Source organism: Amycolatopsis vancoresmycina (assembly GCF_000716785.1).
Classification (GTDB): domain Bacteria; phylum Actinomycetota; class Actinomycetes; order Mycobacteriales; family Pseudonocardiaceae; genus Amycolatopsis; species Amycolatopsis vancoresmycina.
The window spans coordinates 561,927-580,873 of the sequence record NZ_JNYY01000005.1 but is presented as its reverse complement, the minus strand read 5'-3'; the positions used below and the strand labels follow the sequence as shown (position 1 = coordinate 580,873).

At 70.9% G+C, this 18,947-nt stretch carries 14 protein-coding genes; 8 read left to right on the top strand and 6 right to left on the bottom strand.

Annotated features, from left to right (window positions below):
* Positions 1–21 precede the first annotated feature (21 nt).
* The 8 genes from asnB (at position 22) to OO60_RS14515 (ending at position 11,847) form a co-directional block, all read left to right on the top strand.
* On the top strand, positions 22–1,932 hold the full coding sequence (asnB, locus tag OO60_RS14550; RefSeq protein WP_003079396.1) for an asparagine synthase (glutamine-hydrolyzing): 1,911 nt from the start codon (positions 22–24) through the stop codon (positions 1,930–1,932).
* Positions 1,929–4,106 carry a bi-domain-containing oxidoreductase gene (locus tag OO60_RS14545; protein WP_003079392.1) on the top strand — a complete coding sequence of 726 codons (2,178 nt, stop codon included), beginning with the start codon at positions 1,929–1,931 and terminating at the stop codon, positions 4,104–4,106. The genes asnB and OO60_RS14545 overlap by 4 nt, the downstream gene beginning before the upstream one ends.
* Before the next feature lie 196 nt (positions 4,107–4,302).
* The gene (locus tag OO60_RS14540) at positions 4,303–6,396 is read left to right on the top strand and encodes a heparinase II/III family protein (protein ID WP_003079387.1); all 2,094 of its coding nucleotides are present in this window, start codon (positions 4,303–4,305) and stop codon (positions 6,394–6,396) included.
* A 9-nt stretch (positions 6,397–6,405) separates the two neighbouring features.
* Entirely contained in the window at positions 6,406–7,932 is a 1,527-nt protein-coding gene (locus OO60_RS14535) for a right-handed parallel beta-helix repeat-containing protein (RefSeq protein WP_033261464.1), read from the top strand.
* A 1-nt stretch (position 7,933) separates the two neighbouring features.
* Positions 7,934–9,187 (top strand): hypothetical protein, encoded by a 1,254-nt coding sequence (locus OO60_RS14530; protein WP_003079380.1) that lies wholly within the window; start codon positions 7,934–7,936, stop codon positions 9,185–9,187.
* Positions 9,184–10,353: a glycosyltransferase gene (locus OO60_RS14525; RefSeq protein WP_003079377.1), complete on the top strand. Its 1,170-nt coding sequence runs from the start codon at positions 9,184–9,186 to the stop codon at positions 10,351–10,353. The genes OO60_RS14530 and OO60_RS14525 overlap by 4 nt, the downstream gene beginning before the upstream one ends.
* Positions 10,350–10,997: a phosphatase PAP2 family protein gene (locus tag OO60_RS14520; protein WP_003079374.1), complete on the top strand. Its 648-nt coding sequence runs from the start codon at positions 10,350–10,352 to the stop codon at positions 10,995–10,997. Before OO60_RS14525 ends, OO60_RS14520 begins: the two co-directional genes overlap by 4 nt.
* A 235-nt stretch (positions 10,998–11,232) precedes the next feature.
* On the top strand, positions 11,233–11,847 hold the full coding sequence (locus tag OO60_RS14515) for a maleylpyruvate isomerase family mycothiol-dependent enzyme (protein WP_003079371.1): 615 nt from the start codon (positions 11,233–11,235) through the stop codon (positions 11,845–11,847).
* 195 nt (positions 11,848–12,042) lie between these two features.
* Here the strand turns inward: OO60_RS14515 and OO60_RS14510 are convergent, their stop codons facing one another.
* From OO60_RS14510 to OO60_RS14485, 6 genes are all read right to left on the bottom strand, one after another.
* Entirely contained in the window at positions 12,043–13,524 is a 1,482-nt protein-coding gene (locus tag OO60_RS14510) for a right-handed parallel beta-helix repeat-containing protein (protein ID WP_240490676.1), read from the bottom strand.
* A gap of 93 nt (positions 13,525–13,617) precedes the next feature.
* Positions 13,618–14,934, bottom strand: coding sequence for a glutamate-1-semialdehyde 2,1-aminomutase (locus tag OO60_RS14505; RefSeq protein WP_003079365.1), 1,317 nt, complete (start codon positions 14,932–14,934; stop codon positions 13,618–13,620).
* An 8-nt stretch (positions 14,935–14,942) separates the two neighbouring features.
* On the bottom strand, positions 14,943–15,491 hold the full coding sequence (gene rfbC / locus OO60_RS14500; RefSeq protein ID WP_033261463.1) for a dTDP-4-dehydrorhamnose 3,5-epimerase: 549 nt from the start codon (positions 15,489–15,491) through the stop codon (positions 14,943–14,945).
* Positions 15,488–16,672, bottom strand: coding sequence for a polysaccharide pyruvyl transferase family protein (locus OO60_RS14495; RefSeq protein WP_003079357.1), 1,185 nt, complete (start codon positions 16,670–16,672; stop codon positions 15,488–15,490). The genes rfbC and OO60_RS14495 overlap by 4 nt, the downstream gene beginning before the upstream one ends.
* Positions 16,669–17,613, bottom strand: a complete 945-nt coding sequence (locus OO60_RS14490) for a glycosyltransferase family 2 protein (RefSeq protein WP_003079355.1) — start codon at positions 17,611–17,613, stop codon at positions 16,669–16,671. Before OO60_RS14490 ends, OO60_RS14495 begins: the two co-directional genes overlap by 4 nt.
* Before the next feature lie 7 nt (positions 17,614–17,620).
* A complete protein-coding gene (locus OO60_RS14485) occupies positions 17,621–18,946 on the bottom strand; it encodes an MATE family efflux transporter (RefSeq protein ID WP_033261462.1) in 1,326 nt (441 codons plus the stop codon).
* Position 18,947: the final 1 nt, after the last annotated feature.

Genomic DNA, 18,947 nt, shown 5'->3' with positions numbered 1-18,947 from the left:
GACCGAAGGGGAACGCACTCCATGTGCGGCATCGCAGGCACCTACCTCTGGCCGGACGGCGGGCCGCTCACCGACCGGCTGACCAAGACACTGGCCCACCGCGGCCCGGACGGCTCCGGCCGCTACGAGCACACGGTCGGCGCCGGTTCCGTGCACCTCGGCCACCGGCGGCTGTCGATCATCGACCTGTCGGAGACCGGCGCCCAGCCGATGGTCCTCGACGGGCTCGCGCTGAGTTACAACGGCGAGCTGTACAACGCGCCCGAGCTGCGCGCGGAACTCGAGTCCGCGGGCGTCCGCTTCCGGGGCACGTCGGACACCGAGGTGCTGCTGCAGGCGTGGCGGCGCTGGGGCACGGACTGCCTGCCGAAGCTGCGCGGGATGTTCGCCTTCGCGCTGTTCGAGGAGGGCACCGGCGAGCTGTTCCTGGTCCGCGACCAGCTGGGCATCAAGCCGCTGTTCTTCGTGCAGCGGAACGGCGGCGTCGTGTTCGCCTCCGAGCTGAAGGCGATCGCCGGTGAGCTCGGCGGGTCCCTGCAGATCGACAGCGGTGCGCTGATCGCGTCGCTGCTCTACTACTGGGTGCCGGACAGCCGCTGCGCCTACCAGGGCGCGGAGAAGCTGCCGCCGGGCACCTGGCTGCGGTGCCGTCCGGACGGCCAGGTCGACCGCGGCCGGTTCTGGTCGTTGCGGGAGGTCGCCGAAGAGGGCGCGGCCTTCGACGGCGAGGTCGACCTGCACTCCGTCATCGCGGAGTCGACGGCCAAGCACCTGCTTTCGGACGTCCCGGTGGCGACGTTCCTTTCCGGTGGCCTGGATTCGAGCTACCTGACGGCGCTGGCCGCGCGGTCGCAGCCGGGGATTTCGGCCTACACCATCGGGTTCCGGGCCGAGGACGCGAAGTTCGAGGCGATGCCGGACGACCTGAAGTACGCGCGGATCGTGGCGCAGCAGTTCGGCGTCGACCTGCACGAGATCGAGATCGCGCCGCAGGTGCTCGACCTGCTGCCGAAGATGACCTACCACCTCGACGAGCCGATCGGCGACCCGGCGGCGATCAACTCGTTCCTGATCTGTTCGGCCGCGCGCGAGGCCGGCGTCAAGGTGATGCTGTCCGGAATGGGCGCCGACGAGCTGTTCGCCGGGTACCGCAAGCACCTCGCGAACCTGATCGCGCTGCGCTACCACAAGGTGCCCGGCGCGGTCCGGCGGCCGGTCGAGTCCATTGTGGACCGCCTGCCGGTGGCGTCGGCAACGCGCGGGTACCGGTCGGTGCGGTTCGCCAAGCGGTTCCTGTCCTTCGCGGGCCTGCCCGAGGAGACGGCGTTCCGGCGCAGCTACACGATGTACGACCGCGCGGAGCTGCTGGCGCTGGTCAACCCGGACCTGGCGTCCTCGGTGGACGACGTGCTGACCGAGCACGCGGACACCTACCACGACCAGGCGCTGGACGACTTCGTCAACCGGATGTGCCTGGCCGACTCGCGGATGTTCCTGCCGGGGCTGAACCTGACCTACACCGACCGCTCGACGATGGCGGCGTCCACCGAGGTGCGGACGCCGTTCGTCGACGTCGAGGTCGTGCGGGCGGCGTTCAAGATCCCCGGGAACAAGAAGATCGTCGGCCGCGCCGGGAAGGTGGCGCTGAAGAACGCGGCGCTCAACATCCTGCCCAGCGAGATCGTGCACCGGCCGAAGGGCCTGTTCAGCGCGCCGCTGCGGGCGTGGATGAGCCGCGACCTGGCGCCCCTGGTGCGCGAAGTCGTCAACGAAGGGGTGCTCGTTTCGTCCGGCTTCCTGCAACGGGAGGCGTTGCAGCGCATGGTCGCCGAGGACGCCGCCGGTCAGGAAGACCGCGGCAAGCACCTCTGGCACGTCTTGACCCTCGAGTATTGGTACCGGAACGCGATGTCTGGAGCGGGAGCGAAGTGAAGCAGGTAGTCCAGAACTACAAGAGCGGTGAGCTGGCGCTCCTCGACGTGCCGGAACCGGCCTGCAAGCCGGGTGGCGTGCTGGTGCGGACGGTGTACTCGCTGATCTCGACCGGCACCGAGATGATGAAGGTGTCCGAGGCCAGCATGTCACTGGTGGGCAAGGCGAAGGCCCGGCCCGACCAGGTGGCGAAGGTGATGCAGAGCGTCGCCACGAACGGGCTGTCGGCGACCTACCGCAAGGTGACGTCCAAACTGGACTCCTACACCCCGCTCGGCTACTCGCTGTGCGGCATCGTGGAGCAGGTCGGCGACGGCATCACCGACGTGGCCGTGGGCGACCTCGTCGCGTGCGCGGGCAACGAGCACGCGCTGCACTCGGAGCTCAACTGGGTGCCCAAGAACCTCTACTCGCGCGTCCCGGCCGGCGTCGACCCGCGGCACGCGGCGTTCGGCACGGTCGGGTCGATCGCGATGCAGGGCGTCCGCCGCGGCGAACCGCAGATCGGCGACGTCGCCCTGGTCATCGGGCTCGGCCTGATCGGCCAGCTGGTCGTGCAGCTGCTGACCGCGTCCGGCGTGCGCGTGGTCGGCGTCGACCCGGACCCGGATCGCTGCAAGCTCGCCGAGAGCCTCGGCGCGCTGACCTGCGCGCACCCGGCGTCCGGCATCGTCGACACGGCGGTGGACGAGCTGACCCACGGTGCGGGCGTCGACCAGACGTACCTGGCGGCCGGCGGCAACACGAACGACCCGGTGGAGCTGGCTGCGAAGCTGTCGCGCGACCGCGGCCGGGTGATCGACATCGGCAAGTGCAAGCTCGACCTGCCGTGGAACGCCTACTACGAGAAGGAACTGGACGTCCGGTTCTCGCGCTCGTACGGCCCGGGCCGCTACGACCCGTCGTACGAGCTGGAGGGGCGTGACTACCCGATCGGCCAGGTCCGCTGGACCGAGCGCCGCAACCTCGAGTGCGTGCTGGACCTGATCGCGCGCGACCGGCTGGACGTCGAGCCGCTGATCACGCACGTCTCGGACTTCTCGGACGCCGTTTCGACGTACCAGTCGCTGAACGAAGGTGTGCTGAAGGCCGTCGCGGTCCTGTTCCGCTACCCGGACGCGGTCGCCCGGACGGAACCGGTGGTCACCTCGGCGCGGGTGGGGGTCGCGTCGTCTCCGGCCGCCGCGCTCCCGGCCGGCCAGCCGGTGCGCCTGGGCTTCATCGGGGCGGGCAACTACGCGTCGTCGATGTTGCTGCCGCACCTGGTCGAGCGCGACGACGTGCAGCTGAAGCACGTCGCGACGACGTCGGCGCTGTCCGGCGCCAACGCGCGCCGCAAGTTCGGCTTCGCCGCGGCGTCGACGGACATCGACAACGTCCTCGGCGACTCCTCGATCGACGCGGTGTTCGTCGTGACGCGCCACAGCTCGCACGCGGAGCTGACCCGGCAGGCGCTGCTGGCGGGCAAGACGGTGTTCGTCGAGAAGCCGCTGGCGTTGTCGCCTTCGGAGCTGCAGAAGGTGTTGGACGCGATCGAGGAGTCCGGCAACGACCGCCTGCAGGTCGGCTTCAACCGCCGCTTCGCCCCGCTGCTGCACGAAGCCCGCGAACAGTTCGGCCCGCGCGTCGGCCCGGCCACGGTGCGCTACCTGGTCAACGCGGGCCGCCTCGACCACGGCAGCTGGTACAACCAGACCGCCACGGAGGGCAGCCGCTTCGCGGGCGAGGGCGGCCACTTCATCGACACGGTGAGCTGGCTCCTCGACGCCGACCCGGTGTCGGTGTACGCCACCGGAGACGTCCAGGTGACCCTGGGCTACCCGGACGGTTCGACGGCGGTGATCACGTACGCCGAGACGGGCTCGTCGGGCTTCCCGAAGGAGACCCTGGACCTGACGGCGGACGGCAAGGTCCTGAAGTTCGACGACTTCGTCCGCGCATCGGTGTACTCGCGCAAGAAGTGGGCGAGCTCCCGCATCCCGAAGGGCCGCGACAAGGGCCAGGCGGCCGAGGTCAACGCGTTCCTGGAGGCGGTCCGAACGGGCGGCCCGATGCCGATCCCGGTGGCGTCCCTGGCCGCCACGACGTTGGCGACGCTGGCCGCGCAGACGAGCGTCGCGAACGCGGCCCCGGTGCGGATCGAGCTGCCGCGGAAGACGGGCGCCCCGGCATGACGAGCCGAGCAGGGCTGGTGCGGAAGGCAGGTGCCGGGCCGGTCGTGACGCCGACCTGGCCGGAGCCGTCGAGGAAGGCGGGCGCCGGGCCGGGCGCCTGGCGGGGCATCGCGCCGGTCCGGTCGTGGCCGATGGCTGGTGCCGGGTCGGTCGGGCCGGTTGTCTTGCCGGTCCGGCCGGTGCTGGGGAGCGCGGCATGATGGGGCCCGGCTGGTACCTGCGGCGGCTGTCCCGGATGGGGCCGGCGGAGGTCGTCGGGCGTGCGCGGCATGCCGTTGTCCAGCGGCAGTGGCGGACCTCCCTGCCCACTCCGCCCGACTGGCCTTCGCACCCGCGCTTCACCGCGGCGCTGCCCGCCGGGGTGCTGGGCAAGGTGTCCGGCGAGGCCGTTTCGCGCCTGCTGGCCACCGCCGACGAGCTGATGGCCGGCCGCGCCGAGTTCTTCGGTGTGGTCCGGTCCGACTTCGAGGCGCCGGACTGGTTCCTCGACCCGAAGACCGGCCGCAGCGCGCCTTCGGCCGTCTACGCGTTCGACGTGCCGTACCGGTCGGAGGACACGGTCGGGGACATCAAGCAGATCTGGGAGCCGTCGCGCCACCAGCACCTCACCGTGCTGGCGGCGGCCTACGCCCTGACCGGAACTCCGGCGTACGCCACGCGCGTCGCCGAGCACCTGCGGTCGTGGTGGGCGGCGAACCCGCCGTTGCAGGGCCCGCATTGGGTGAGCGGCATCGAGCTGGGCATCCGGCTGCTGTCGTGGGTCTGGACGCGCCGGCTGCTCGACGGCTGGCCCGGCGTCACGGAGCTGTTCGAGGAGAACCCCGACTTCCAGCTCCAGCTCTGGCACCACCAGAACTGGCTCGCGACCCTGCGCAGCCACGGATCGTCGGCGAACAACCACGTGATCGCGGAGGACGCCGGACTGCTCGCGGCGGCGTGCGCGTTCGGCTGGTTCCCGGAGTCGGCGGGCTGGCGCTCGGCGGCGATGCACTCGCTGGACGCCCAGCTGGCGCGCAACACCTTCGCCTCGGGCCTCAACGCCGAACTGGCGTCCGAGTACCACGGCCTGGTGCTGGAGCTCGGCCTGGCGGCGGCCGTCGAGGCCGACGCGGCGGGCACGCCGGTGCCGGAGTCGACGTGGGACGTCCTGCTCCGGATGACGGACGCCCTGGCGTCCATTGTGGACAACCGGCTGCGCCCGCCCCGCCAGGGCGACGCCGACGACGGCTTCGGCCTGATCGTCGACGGCACCTCGACCGACCGCTGGGCGTCGCTGCTGGCGTCGGGCGAAGTCCTGTTCGGACGGTTGAACTGGTGGCCTCCGGTGCCGGGCGACGACGTCCGCACGGCGCTGCTGGCGTCCCTGGCTTCGCGCACCCCGCGGATCTCCGGCGCCCGCCCCGGCCGCCGGCCGGCGCACCTGCGGGACGCGGGGATGACGATCCTGCGTTCGGACCGGCTGTGGGTCCGCTGCGACGGCGGCCCCCACGGCTTCCTGTCGATCGCGGCGCACGCCCACGCCGACGCGCTGTCGCTGGAGGTCCGCCACGACGGGGTCGACATCCTGGCCGACCCGGGCACGTTCTGCTACCACGGCGAGCCGCAGTGGCGCTCGTACTTCCGGTCGACGCTGGGCCACAACACGCTGGAACTGGGCGGACGCGACCAGTCGGTCTCGGGCGGCCCGTTCCTGTGGACCCGCCACGCGGAGACGCGGGTGCTCGACGTGCACACGCCGGACACCGGACCGTCCCGCTGGTCGGCGGCCCACGACGGGTACGCACCGGCCCTCCACCGCCGCACGGTCGAGCTCGACGGCGACGTGCTGAGGATCGTGGACGAGGTCCTGGGACAGGGCGACCCGGGTGGCGCGCGGCTGGCGTTCCACTTCGGCCCGGCCGTGACGGTGATGCTCGACGGCACCACGGCCCGGCTCCGCTGGGTCGCCGAGCCCGATCCCGCCGCCGGCGGCGGCAGCGGGTCCCCCCACAGCCGGCCCGGCGCCTCGGCCCCGCAGCGCACGCTCGAGGTCGTCGGCCGCGGACGCTCGGCCGCCGGAGCGGACGATCCGCTGGTCGGGCGGGTTTCCGGGTCGCTCAGCGCAACCGCAGGCGCCCTGCGCACCGCCGTCATGGAGTTGCCGGCCGGACTCTCGTGGACCGTGCACCGCGGCGACACCGAGCCGCCGCTCGGCTGGTACTCCGCGGGCTTCGGCCGCAAGGAACCGTCCACCACGCTTGTCGGCTCCGGGGCTCCCGGACCCCTCACCACCCTGCTCCGCTTCAGTTAGGACCCGCCCGTGACAGCCCGCCGCTTCCGACTCCGCCGTGCAGTTCCGCTGCTCGGCGTCCTGCTCACGGCTGTGGCGTGCTCGGGCGGGCCGGACTCCGAGACCGGCCCCGCCCAGGCCACGGCCGCGCCCAGCGGGTCGGTGGCCGCGGTGTGTGACAAGGAACCGGCCGGGCCCGCCACCGCCCCGGCGGGGGCGGTCGTGGTCGATCCGGCCGTGCCCGGCGACCTGGCGGCGAAGACGCGCTCGGCCGGCGCCGGCACGACCTTCTGGCTCAAGCCGGGCAAGCACATCCTCGGCGACGACCGGTACGACCAGGTGTCCCCGAAGGACGGTGACGTCTACCTCGGCGCACCCGGCGCGGTCCTCGACGGCCGGAAGATCAACCAGTACGCCTTCACCGGCCACGCGGTCAACGTCAAGATCAGCTACGTGACCGTGCAGGGCTTCGCCGCCCCGCGCGACGAAGGCGTCGTCAACCACGACTCCGGCGACGGCTGGGTGATCGAGCATTCGACCATCCAGGACAACGACGGCGCCGGGCTGATGGCCGGCGCGCGCCAGCAGGTGCGCGGGAACTGCCTGCGCCGCAACGGCCAGTACGGGATGAACGCCTACTCCGGCGGTTCGCCGCTCACCGCGCTGGTCGTCGAGGGCAACGAAATCGCCGGCAACAACACCGGCGACTGGGAAGCCAAGGTCGACGGCTGCGGCTGCAGCGGCGGGGTCAAGTTCTGGGCGGTGAACGGCGCCGACGTGCGCGGCAACTGGGTGCACGACAACCACGGCACCGGCCTGTGGGCCGACACCAACAACAACGACTTCCTCATCGAGGGCAACCTCATCGAGAACAACGACAGCGCCGCGCTCATCTACGAGATCAGCTACAACGCGATCATCCGCGACAACACGATCCGCAAGAACAACTGGGTCGACGGCCGCCGGAAAGCCGACAAGAGCGACAACTTCCCGACGCCGGCGATCTACATCTCCGAATCCGGCGGTGAGCCGCGGATCAAGGCCCGCACGGCGAAGATCGAGATCTCCCGGAACTACCTGGAGAACAACTGGTCCGGGATCACGCTGTGGGAGAACGCCGACCGGTTCTGCAACAGCCCGGCCAACACGTCCTCGGGCGACTGCACCCGGCTGGTGCCGTCCGTCAAGCAGTGCGCGGCCCCGGCGATCACCAGCGGCGCGCTCCTGGCCGACTGCCGCTGGCGGACCCAGCACGTCGACATCCACGACAACAAGTTCGTCCTCGACCAGGCCGTCGTGGGCTGCCAGGCGTCCTGCGGCCGGATGGGCCTGCTGTCGAACTTCGGCACCTACCCGGAGTGGTCGCCGTACCGGGGCGACAACGTCCAGGAAGCGATCACCTTCAAGCAGGACAACCACTGGCACGACAACAGCTACGCCGGCCCGTGGACGTTCATCGCCTACTCGGCCGACCGCGTCCTCGAGATCGGCGAATGGGAAGGCGCGCCGTACTCCCAGGACACCGGCAGCACGTACACCGCGCAGGCCGGGGGCTGACATGGCAGCGCACACCGGAACGGCCGGCATCCGCGGCGAAGCGACGCCCGAACCCGCGTCCTCGACGCCGAAGTGGGCGGGCCTGGCGTGGGCGCTGCTGATCCTCAACACCCTCGGGTCGACCGGCGCCAAGACGGTCATCCCGCTGCCGCGGTCGGTCAGCCAGCTGGTCACCATGGGCTCGCTGATGACCGCGTTCGTGATCGCGCTGGTGCTGAACAAGCACCTGCGGATCCGGCCGAGCGCGTACCTGCTGCTCCTGACGGCGCTGCTGGTGTCGAGCATCCTCTCCAGCGCCGACCTCCAGGAGGGCGCCGGCGCGTTGTTCCGGTGCTTCCGCCTGACGGTGTTCGTCTCGACGCTCTGGTTGCTGACCCGCTGGTGGGACGGTGGGTTCGCCTTCGTCCGCTACCACATCCGCACCTACGCGGTCGTGCTCGCCTCGGTGGCGATCGGCCTGGTGATCTCCCCGGGCAACGCCATGCCGGACATCTACGGCGGGCGGCTGTCGGGCGCGATCTGGCCGCTCACGCCGCCGCAGATCGGCCAGTACGCGGCCGTCATTTCCGGGCTCACGCTCCTCCTCTGGTTCGGTCGCCGCACGACGTGGCGCAGCGCGCTGGCCATCGTGGTACCGGTGGTGGGCCTGCTGATGCTCACGCACACGCGCACGGCAACGCTCGGCCTGATCGCCGGCCTCGCGGTGGCCTTCCTGTCGATGGTGCTGACCAGCGCCCGCGCGCGGAAGGTGTTCGCGTGGACGGTCGGTGTCGGCGGAGTCGCCGGCGTCGTGCTCGCGGGTGCGCTGCAGACGTGGTTTCTCCGCGGGCAGAGCGCGGACAACTTTTCCAGCCTGACCGGCCGCGCGAAGGTGTGGGACGCGCTGCTGGACGCACCGCGAACGCCGTTGGAGTACATCTTCGGCGTCGGGCTGACGGACAAGTCGTACGACGGCCTCCCGATCGACAACAGCTGGCTCGCGATCTACCACGAGCAGGGGTTCGTCGGCATCGCGCTGGTCGCGGGGTTCCTCCTCACGCTGGTCGTGGTGGCCGTGCTGCGGCCGCCGTCGCTGGCTCGCGCGTGCGCGATCTTCCTGATCACCTACTGTATTTCGGCCTCCTACACCGAAGCGGGTCTCGGTGACGCGTCGCCGTACCTGCTGCACCTGGCGGTCGCCGCGTCGCTGCTGGTCCGCGGGGTGCCGCAGTCCGACGAACAGGCATTCATCCCGGCGAAGGGGGCAGGCACGTGAAGGTGCTCGTGGTGCACAACCGCTACCGGTCCGAGCAGCCGAGCGGGGAGAACAACGTCGTCGACGCCGAGGTGACGCTGCTCGCCGAGGGCGGTCACCAGGTGTCGTTGTTCGAACGCCGCAGCGACGACATCGCGGCGATGCCGCTGCCCCGCAAGGCGGCGGTGCCGCTGATGGTGCCGTGGAACCCGGCGGTGCGGAAGGAGCTCGCCGCCCGGCTGCGGGCGTCGCGCCCGGACGTCGTGCACATCCACAACACGTTCCCGCTGCTGTCGCCATCGGTGGTCGCCGCGTGCGCGGACGCGGGGGTGCCCGCGGTGGCGACGCTGCACAACTACACGATGGTCTGCCCACCCGGCACGCTCCACCGCGACGGCCACATCTGCACCGAGTGCGTCGGCGGCTCACCGCTGCCGGCGGTGAAGCACGGCTGCTACCGCGGTTCGGCCGCGGCCACGGTCCCGATGGCGGCGAGCATGGTGGCGAACCGACGCCGGTGGTGGACGGGCGTGTCCCGGTTCTTCTGCATTTCGGCGGCGCAACGTGACCTCCTGGTGTCGGCCGGGATGCCCGGCGAGCGGATGGCGGTGAAGCACAACTTCGTCACCGATCCCGGCGTCCGCCGCACCGGCGACGGCAAGCACGTGCTGTTCCTCGGCCGCGTCACCGAGGAGAAGGGCGTCGGGCTGCTGATGCAGGCCTGGGACCGCCTCGGCGGCGCTCTCGGCGTACCGCTGGTCATCGCCGGCACCGGTCCGATGCAGGACGAGGTCGCGACCTGGGCCGCCGGGCGTTCGGACGTGTCGTACGTCGGCCTCCAGAACAAGGCGGAATGCCGGGCTCTGACCGCCGACGCGGTCGCGGTGGTCGCGCCGTCGACGTGGCTGGAGGCGTTCGGCCTGGTGGTGGTCGAGGCGATGGCCGCCGGAGTACCGACGGTGGCGGCGGCGCACGGCGCGTTCCCCGAGCTCGTCGACGACGGTGTCACCGGACTCCTGCACGCACCGAACGACCCGGCTTCGCTGGCGGAACGCCTGCGTGCGGTCGTCGGCGACCGCAACCGGGAGATGGGCGACGCGGCCCGGGTCCGGTACGAGAAGGACTTCACGCCGGCGGTGGGGCTGGACCGGCTGATCGCCGGGTACGAGGCGGCGATCGCCGGGTGAGGCAGCTGGTCCGGACGGCACCCGCGGCCCTGCCGCCGGTGCTGCGAACTCCGCTGGCGATGTCGGCGGCCCTGGCGACCGCGGTCGTCCTGGCGCTGGGCATCCTCCACTTCCACGACTCGGGCCTGACCGGGCTCGACGCGGCGATCCTGCCGTCGATCGACGGGGTCCAGCCGCCGTGGCGTTATGTCGCCTTGGTCTTCGACTTCGGCGGCGAGCCGGTGGGGTCGGTGATCCTGGTGGCCCTCCTCGCGGGGGTGTGCGTCCTGGCCAGACGGCTCCGGACGGCGGTGCTGACGGTGCTCGGCGTGGTGGTCACGGTGGCGGTGACAACGGTGCTGAAGCCGATCGTCGGCCGCAACATCCACGGCGAGTTCCTGTCGTACCCGAGCGGGCACACGGCCCTGGCCACGGCGCTCGCGCTGGTCGTCGGGCTGCTGCTGACCGACCGGCTGAGTCTCGGGCGTGGGGCCGCGGTGGTGCTCGTCCTGGGGTTGGCGGTGGTCGCCGGGGTGGCGATGGGGTGGGCTGAGGTGGCGTTGGGTGCGCACTACCCGACGGATGCGCTCGGCGGGTTCTGCGCTGCGTTGGCGACGGTGCCGGCGACCGCCTGGCTGCTGGATCGGGTCGCCGACCGCCTCTGACGATGGATAGGCAGGGCTGGCCGGCTCGGTGGGGCGGGGTGGCCGCGCGGGAGCTGATGGCCGGTGTGCAGGGGTGGTCGGTACCTGCAGCCGCGCCGGCCGGGGGAGCGGTTCGCGATGTCCCTCGGGGCGAGCGTGGGCCCGGTCGCGCGGCCGGGGAATCCTTGCCTGGCGGGTGTCGGTTGCTGCGCGGGCCGTTCGTCGGTGGGGTGACCTACCTTCGAAGGAGACCCGCATGATCCAGGACATGATCGCTGCCGAGCGGCGGGAGCTGGCCGCTCTCCTCGGTGCCTTGCCTCTGTCCGCTTGGGACTCGCTCACCCTCTGCGCCGGGTGGCGGGTGGCCGAGGTCGTCGCCCACATGACCATGCCCTTCCGGTTCTCCTCCGGGCGGTTCCTGCGGGAATTGCTCAAGTCCGGTGGCCGCTTCAACGTCATGGCCGACCGGGTGGCCCGGCGTGAGGCCGCCGAACTCTCGCGCGATGCGCTCGTCTCCTCGTTGCGGGACAACGCCGACCACCCCTGGCGGCCGCCGGGCGGTGGGGCCGTGGGGGCGCTGAGCCACGACGTGATCCACGGCCTGGACATCACGACCGCCCTGCGGCTCGATCGGCGGGTTCCGCCGGAGCGTCTGCAAGCCATCTTCGCCGCGATGAAACCGAAGCAGGTCAAGTACTTCGGTGCCGACCTCAACGGGATCACCTTGCGGGCCGACGATCTCGACTGGTCGTACGGCAGCGGCACACCGCTTACCGGTGCAGCGCAGGATCTTCTGCTTGTCCTTTCGAACCGGCGGTTGCCCGCCGGGCGTCTTCGTGGCGAGCCGAGTGCTCGCTTCACCGCGGCCTGAAGGGATCGCGGGGGATTCGGTGCTGTCATGTCTCCGACGGTACCGAACACCCGTGCGAACGCCATCGCTGAAAAGGGTGATGTGTTCGCTGTCCGAAATTCTCCGTTCGCGACTTTTTCCTTTGCTGCCAATGGAAGCGGCGCCCAAGAGGGCGAATCGCAGTGGAAACTGTCGGACCCCGCGGGCAAGCTCGAATCAGCAGCCGGCAGTTCCGCCGGTGAACGAAGAGCACTCGTCCTGCGAGTAGGGCTTTGCCTGCCAGCCCGCAGCGTCGACCGTCTTGGAGGTGTCATGCACGACGAACGCCCACGGCCCCGCGTACGAGTTGTCGTGCCAGCGGTTGCCCTGGTGGAAGGTGATGGCGTCCTCGACCACGGTTCCCTTGTAGGGCGACCAGTCCGGGAACGTCCCGTAGTTGGACAGCAGCGCCATCCGGCCGCACAGGCTCGTGCAGCCGATCCGGCCCGCGTCGAACCGGAAGGTGTTCCCGTGGATCTCCACCCGCTGCGTCTTCCAGCGGCAGTCGTCGTACACCGGGCTCTTCTCGATCTTGCCCGCGGCGCACGAAGACTTCGGCGCCGTCTTGGTGCAGTAGCCCGAAGACGTGTTCGCCGGGCTGTTGCAGAACCGGTCGGCGTTCTCCCACAACGTGATCCCGGCCCAGTTGTCCTCGAAGGTGTTCCCGGTGATGTCGACGGCCGACGTCCTGGCCGGCACGCGCGGCTCGCCGCCCGATTCCGACAGGTACACCGTCGCCACCGGGAAGTTGTCGCCGCGCGCCGCGAACGCGCGGCCCTGGACCAGGGTGTTGCCGCGGAACGTGTTGCCGCGCAGCACCAGGTTGTAGCTGATCTCGTAGAACAGCGCCTCGGCGTCGTTGGCCTCGAACAGGTTGTCCTCGACCAGGAAGTCGTTGTTGTTCGTGTCGGCCCACAGGCCGGCGCCGTGGTTGCCGTGGACCCAGTTGCCGCGGATGTCGGCGCCGTTGACCGCCCAGAACTTGGCGCCGCCGCTGCACCCGCACCCCGGCACCTTGGTCTCCCAGTCGCCGGTGTTGTTGCCGGTGATCTCGTTGCCCTCCAGCACGAGCCCGGTGATGCCGTCGCCCGCCTGGTACGCGTTGAGCCCGTACTGGCCGTTGTCGCGCAGGCAGCTGTGCCGCACGACCTGGCCGGCGCCGGCCATCAGCCCCGCGCCGGCGTTGTCCTCGATCGTGGTGTTCTCGATCAGCCAGCCGTTGCCGGAGTCGTGGTTGACCACGCCCTGGTCCTGCAGCGCGGCGAACCCGCGGATGGTGAGGCCGTGGAGCTCCACCTTGCTCGCCTGCTGGGTGAAGGCCGCGCGGTTGACGCCGCGGCCGTCGACGACCGCGCCCGGTGCGCCGAGGTAGACGTCGCCGTCCTTGGGGGCGACCTGGCCGTACTCGTCGCCGCCGAGCGTGTGGGTGCCGGGCTTGAGCCAGAACGTCGTGCCTGCCGGGTTGGCGGCCGTCTTGGCCGAGAGGTCGCTGTCGACGCCCGGGTCGACGATGACGGCTCCGGGGGGCGGTGCCTCGTACTCCGTGGGCTGGTGGCCGCACACCGGGCCCGGGCCGTCCGCGCCGCGCGCGAGCCCGGGGCTCACGACGGCGATCAGGAGCGAGCAAGCAGCGACCATTACCACACGAGATCTGCCCATGGCAGGAAGTTACGCACGAACGGGCCGGAAAACAGTCACCCTCAAGTGTCCTCATCGGACCCAACGGGTGATTCCGGCCCGTCCGTGCGGGGTTCAGGCGTGTTTGCGGAACACGGGCTGCACCGGGCGCCCGCCCATCCACGGCACCGGGTCGTTGGCGTCCAGGGCCTTCCGGTAGACCGTGCAGGCCTGCGCGACGACGTCGATGGTCTTGTCGATGTCCGCTTCGGTGAGGGCGGCACTGACCACGAAGGACGGTCCGAGCACCCCGCCGCCGATCAGCTCGCGCAGGAACAGCGTCCGGTACGGCTGCGACGGCCTGCCCTGTTCGTCGAGCGTGCCGAAGACGAGGTTGCTGGCCCGGCCGCGGACGACCACGTGGTCCCCGACGCCGATCCCGGCCGCCACCTCGCGGACACCGGTGGCGAGCCGGTCGCCGAGGGCGTGCAGGCGGCCGATCACGTCCTCTTCGCGGTACACGTCCATGACCGCCATCGCGGCGGCCAGCGAGTGGGTTTCCGCGCCGTGCGTGGTCGAGAGCAGGAAGACCCGCTCGCGGTCGGTGCGCAGGCCGCCGAGCTCCATCAGCTCCCGCTTGCCGGCCAGCGCGGAGACGGCGAAGCCGTTGCCGAGCGCCTTGCCGAACGTCGAGAGGTCGGGCGTGACGCCGTAGAGGCCCTGCGCGCCGTGGGCGGACCAGCGGAAGCCGGTGATCATCTCGTCGAATATCAGGACGACACCGTGGCGGGTGGTGAGCTCGCGCAGGCCCTGCAGGTACCCCGGCGGCGGTTCCACCGCCGCGGCCGCCTCCAGGATCATGCACGCGATCTCGCCGTCGTGGCGTTGCAGCAGCTCCTCCGCGGCCTTCAGGTCGCCGTACGGGAAGGACACCACCGCTTCCGTCGTCTCGTCCGGGATGCCCGCGTTCATCGGCGTGGTGCCGATGAACCAGTCGTCGGTCGAGAAGAACGCGTGGTCGGCGCACTTGGCGACGAGGTTGCGGCCGGTGGCGGCGCGGGCGAGCCGGACCGCGGCGGTCGTGGCGTCGGAGCCGTTCTTGGTGAACTTGACCATGTCGGCCGTCGGCACGTTCTCGAGGAACCGCTCGGCGGCCTCGGCCTCGATGATCGACGGCCGGATGAAGTTGCTGCCCTTCTCCAGCTCGCCGCGCACCGCTTCGACGACCCGCGGGTGCGCGTGGCCGAGGCTCACGGCTCTCAGGCCCGCGCCGTACTCCACGTACTCGTTGCCGTCGACGTCCCAGACGTGGCCGCCGCGGCCGTGCGAGATGACCGGGGCCATCCCTTCGGGATACTGATCCGAGCCCTTTGCGTAGGTGTGCGCACCCCCGGGGATGACCCGGTGCAGCCGCTCGTTCGCCTCTGTGGAGCGGGGCAGGTTCGTTCCCATGTCTTGGCTCACCTCGTTGGTTTCAACGCCTCTCCGAGAGTCGGCGCCCGTTCGTCCCGGTCGCTGACCATTGTGACCGACAGTGGCCACGAAATGTCCAATTCAGGGTCTTTGTACGAAATCGTAATGTCTTCTTCAGGATCGTGCGCTCGATCGATACGGTACGAAACATCAGAGGGATCCGTGAGTGACTGGAATCCGTGGGCACACCCCGCGGGGATGTACACGGACACCTGAGTGTCCCCCGAAAGTTCGAATGTTTTGATGTTCCGGAATGTCGGCGAATCCGGTCGGAGATCCACCACGACGTCGAAGATCGCGCCGTGTGAACACCGCACCAGCTTCGCTTCGCCGGCCCCGCCGCGCAGGTGCATCCCGCGGACGACACCCTTGCGGGACCGGGAAACGCTGTCCTGGACGAAGCCGTCCGGGTCGATGCCCACCGACGCGACGACGTCGCGGTCGAACGTCCGGCTGAAGAAGCCGCGCTGGTCCGCGTGCGGGGTGGGTTCGAACAGGTACGCACCGTCGATCTCGGGCACCGGAATCGCCTTCATCGCGCACCCCCGAAGAGGGCCGCCGAAAGGGCGGCGAACTGGTCCTTGAGCCGCTGTGCGTTCATCTGGTTCCGTTCCAGGAGCGTCTGGCGAAGTTCTGCCGAACGGCTCTCGAGTTCCGTGAATTGTTCGACGAGCCGGTCGAAGGCGACCGTCTTCGCCCGCTGGGTGAAGCCGTCGAGGCCCATCTCCGCCATGAGCACGTCGTTCTTCGGTGCGTACCCGATCGCCACGGTCGGTTTCGCGACCTTCAGGGCGCAGAGCACGTTGTGGTAGCGCGTGGCCACCACGCTGTCCACCGCGGCCATCTCCTGCATCAGCTCGTCCAGGGTCTCCGCCGAAGCCGCCGTCACCAGCGGGGAGTCGGTCTTCTCGATGATCTCGTCCACGACCTGCCGGTCGATCTGGTCGCCGATGAACAGCCGGACGGGTCTGCCCTGGTCAACGAGCCACGCGACGAAACGGTTCATCGTGTCCGCGTAGTGGCGGTAGATGCGGTCGGCCTCGGCCCGGTCGTCGTTGCCGCCGTAGTAGGCCATCACGCCGACGCCGACGGTGCCCGGCTTGCCGTCGGCGGCCGGAGTGGGGAGGGAGAACGCGAGGTCGGGGTAGACCTGGTCGGCACTCGTGTCGACGCCCATGGCGCGCATGGCGTCGCGCGAGATGTCGTCGCGGTAGGAGCGGTAGGCGGCGAGCCGGCCGGACCAGCGGACCAGGGTCCGCGTCGCCCGGGCGCTGATGTGGTTCGCGCCGACGCAGACGAGCGCCACCTTGGTGCCGAACAGGCGCCCGGTGGCGGAAAGGAGGAGGAGCGAATACGGGAAACCCCAGGGACGCAACGGAAGCGTCGCTTCGAGCACGCCCATGCCGGGCACGATGACGACGTCCTGCTTGCGGACCCAGGCCGCGGTGCGCGCGATGTCGACCAGCTTGCCGAAGCCCTTCAGGGCGATCGAGCGCAGGCCGGACGCCGTCTCGTACTCGGACTGGTTCCAGTGCAGCGGCGTCGCGTCGAGGCCGTACCGCTCGCGGACGAGCTCCGGGCCGCCGACCAGGGCGCCCAGCACCGCGTCCGGGTACTCGGCGCGCAGGTAGCCGAGCACGGCTTCGAGGGAACCGTCGTTGCCGAGGTTCCCCGAGCCGAGCAGCCCGAACACGCCGACGCGTGGCGCACGCTTCACGCGAGCCTGCCTTCCCGGCCGGCCACGATCTCGTTGACCGTGGCGACGTCGGAGGCGGTCGGTGCGCGGTCCTCGACGCGCTCGCCGTGGCCGGAGCGGGCCCGGTTCGTCAGCCAGGCGCCCAGGTGACCGAAGCACTCGCGCTTGTCGGCGGCCGAGATCGGTGCGCGCCGGATCAGGTCCGCGAACCCGTAGACGTACTCGCCGAGCAGGCGGACGGTGGGATTCCGGAGCCGGTTCGCGCGCCGCGGGTCCAGATTCGCGCACCGGCTCCGGATGGTCGGGTTGGCCCGTTCCGCGCGGCCGGGGTGGTCGCGGCGGAAGTAGAGCAGCTCGGGCACCTGGTGGAACGGGCCGTGCAGGGCCATCTCCGCCGAGTACGTGCGGTCGGCGTGGTGGTAGCTGTCGAGCGGCTTGACGCGGCGGAGGACGTCGGCGCGGATGACACCGTAGAAGTCGTCGCCGCCGGGCTCGAACAGGATGCTGCGGAAGCGGTCCGGCGCGTGCCGGGACGCGGTGTCCAGCGTGTACTGGAGGGGCTGGACGATGCGGCCGTCGCCGTCGATGATCGCCTGGTCGCAGTGGGCCAGGATGACGTCCGGGCGCTCGTCGAGGGCCTCGACGCACCGCTTGAGCAGGTCGCGGGCGTAGAGGTCGTCGTGGGAGACCCACTTGAAGAGCTCGGTGCGGGACACGTCGAACACGAAGTTGTGGTTCGGCGTCGCGCCGATGTTCTTCGGCTGGCGGACGTAGGTGATCCGCGAGTCCTTCTCGGCGTAGCGGCGGCAGATCTCGTCGGTGCCGTCCGTGGAGGCGTTGTCCGAGATGATCAGCTCGAAGTCCTCGAAGGTCTGGCCGAGCAGGGCGTCCAGCGACTCGGCGAGGTACTCCTCGCCGTTGTACACCGGGAGGCCGAGGCTCAGCCGCGGGACGGTGGTCATGGAGTCCTCATTCCTTGATCGGCTCTTTGATCGGCTCGAACACGACGGTGGGCTCGTCGGCGCCCGGCGGCACGTAGTCGCGCAGGCCGAGGCGCAGCTGGAACCACCAGACGACGGAGCCGCTGAGGGTCGCCGTCGCGACGCCCCACGCGGATCCGGCGGCGCCGCCGAGGAACGCGCCGGCGATGCCGAAGGTGACGTAGAACAGGGAGGCGACCAGCTGGGAGCGCAGGCTCCGCTTGGCCGCGCCGAGCGCGCGCAGGCCGGCGGCTGCGCCCGTGGCGAAGCTCGCGCCGACCACGGCCAGGGTGACCGGGAGGATCAGCGGGGACGACGAGTCCCACACCGAGCCCATCACCCAGCGGCCGGCGCGGTCGGGCACCAGGAACAGCAGGCCGAGGCCCCAGCACAGGGCGGCGCCCGCCTGGCCGCCGCCGAGGATCATGCAGAAGTGCTTCAGCCGGTGCGGCGCCCGCTGGAGCACCCGCGCGCCCTCGGCGACGGTGACCAGGGACAGCCCCATGAGCAGGGCCAGGAACGGCCCGAGGAGCTGCTCGGCCCCGCGGACCGCGCCGACGGCGGTGATCCCGGCGATGGCGCCGAGGCCGTACGCCCGCAGCTGCGAGGCGCCGCTGTTGCTGACGTTCTCGACGAGGTAGCGGACGCTCAGGTCGCGCTGCGTCCGGAGCCAGCCGACCATCTCCCGCGGGTGCGGGAGGATCCCGGTCTGGAACCAGCCGTACAGGGCCGCGACCGCGCCGGAGAGACCCCAGGCCAGCACGAACGCGACCACGGTGTGGATCTGCGCGGCGATGTACAGCGCCGGGAGCAGGGCCACCCCCCAGACGCAGTCGTTGACGAAGGCCCGCTTGCCCTGGCCGCGGGCGAAGAACGCGAACCGCCAGGCGTCCTGGAGCAGCAGGCCCGGCAGGACGACGGCGAGCGCGACGAACGCGCTGCCGAGCGGGCCGCCCGTGGCCAGCCCGCCGACCAGGCTGACCAGCCCGGTGGCGAAGCCGACGCCGATCGCGGTGCCGGACGCGCTCGCCACGCCCGTGCGCCACCGGTCCTCCGGCACGGCGCTGAACCGCACCATCAGCGGGTCCGTGGCCAGGCCGCGCGAGACGTTGAGCACCACGCCGTAGGTGACCCAGGCGAGGCTGAAGATGCCGAAGGCGAACGTGCCGAGTGAGCGGGCCACGTACAGGCCGACGGCGAAGTTGGTCAGGCTGGACACCGCCTGGTCGCCGAGGCCCCAGCTGAGGCGCCCGGCCATCGCGCGAACCGCGCCCGACCGGAAGATCGAGCGCGGTGCACGGCGGTGGTTGGCCACG

Bases quoted from the DNA above. Each gene is read 5' to 3' on its own strand.
- asnB (WP_003079396.1), top strand. From the start codon at position 22: ATGTGCGGCATCGCAGGCACCTACCTCTGGCCGGACGGCGGGCCGCTC.
- OO60_RS14540 (WP_003079387.1), top strand. From the start codon at position 4,303: ATGATGGGGCCCGGCTGGTACCTGCGGCGGCTGTCCCGGATGGGGCCG.
- OO60_RS14530 (WP_003079380.1), top strand. From the start codon at position 7,934: ATGGCAGCGCACACCGGAACGGCCGGCATCCGCGGCGAAGCGACGCCC.
- OO60_RS14515 (WP_003079371.1), top strand. From the start codon at position 11,233: ATGATCCAGGACATGATCGCTGCCGAGCGGCGGGAGCTGGCCGCTCTC.
- OO60_RS14510 (WP_240490676.1), bottom strand. From the start codon at position 13,524: ATGGGCAGATCTCGTGTGGTAATGGTCGCTGCTTGCTCGCTCCTGATC.
- OO60_RS14505 (WP_003079365.1), bottom strand. From the start codon at position 14,934: ATGGGAACGAACCTGCCCCGCTCCACAGAGGCGAACGAGCGGCTGCAC.
- rfbC (WP_033261463.1), bottom strand. From the start codon at position 15,491: ATGAAGGCGATTCCGGTGCCCGAGATCGACGGTGCGTACCTGTTCGAA.
- OO60_RS14490 (WP_003079355.1), bottom strand. From the start codon at position 17,613: ATGACCACCGTCCCGCGGCTGAGCCTCGGCCTCCCGGTGTACAACGGC.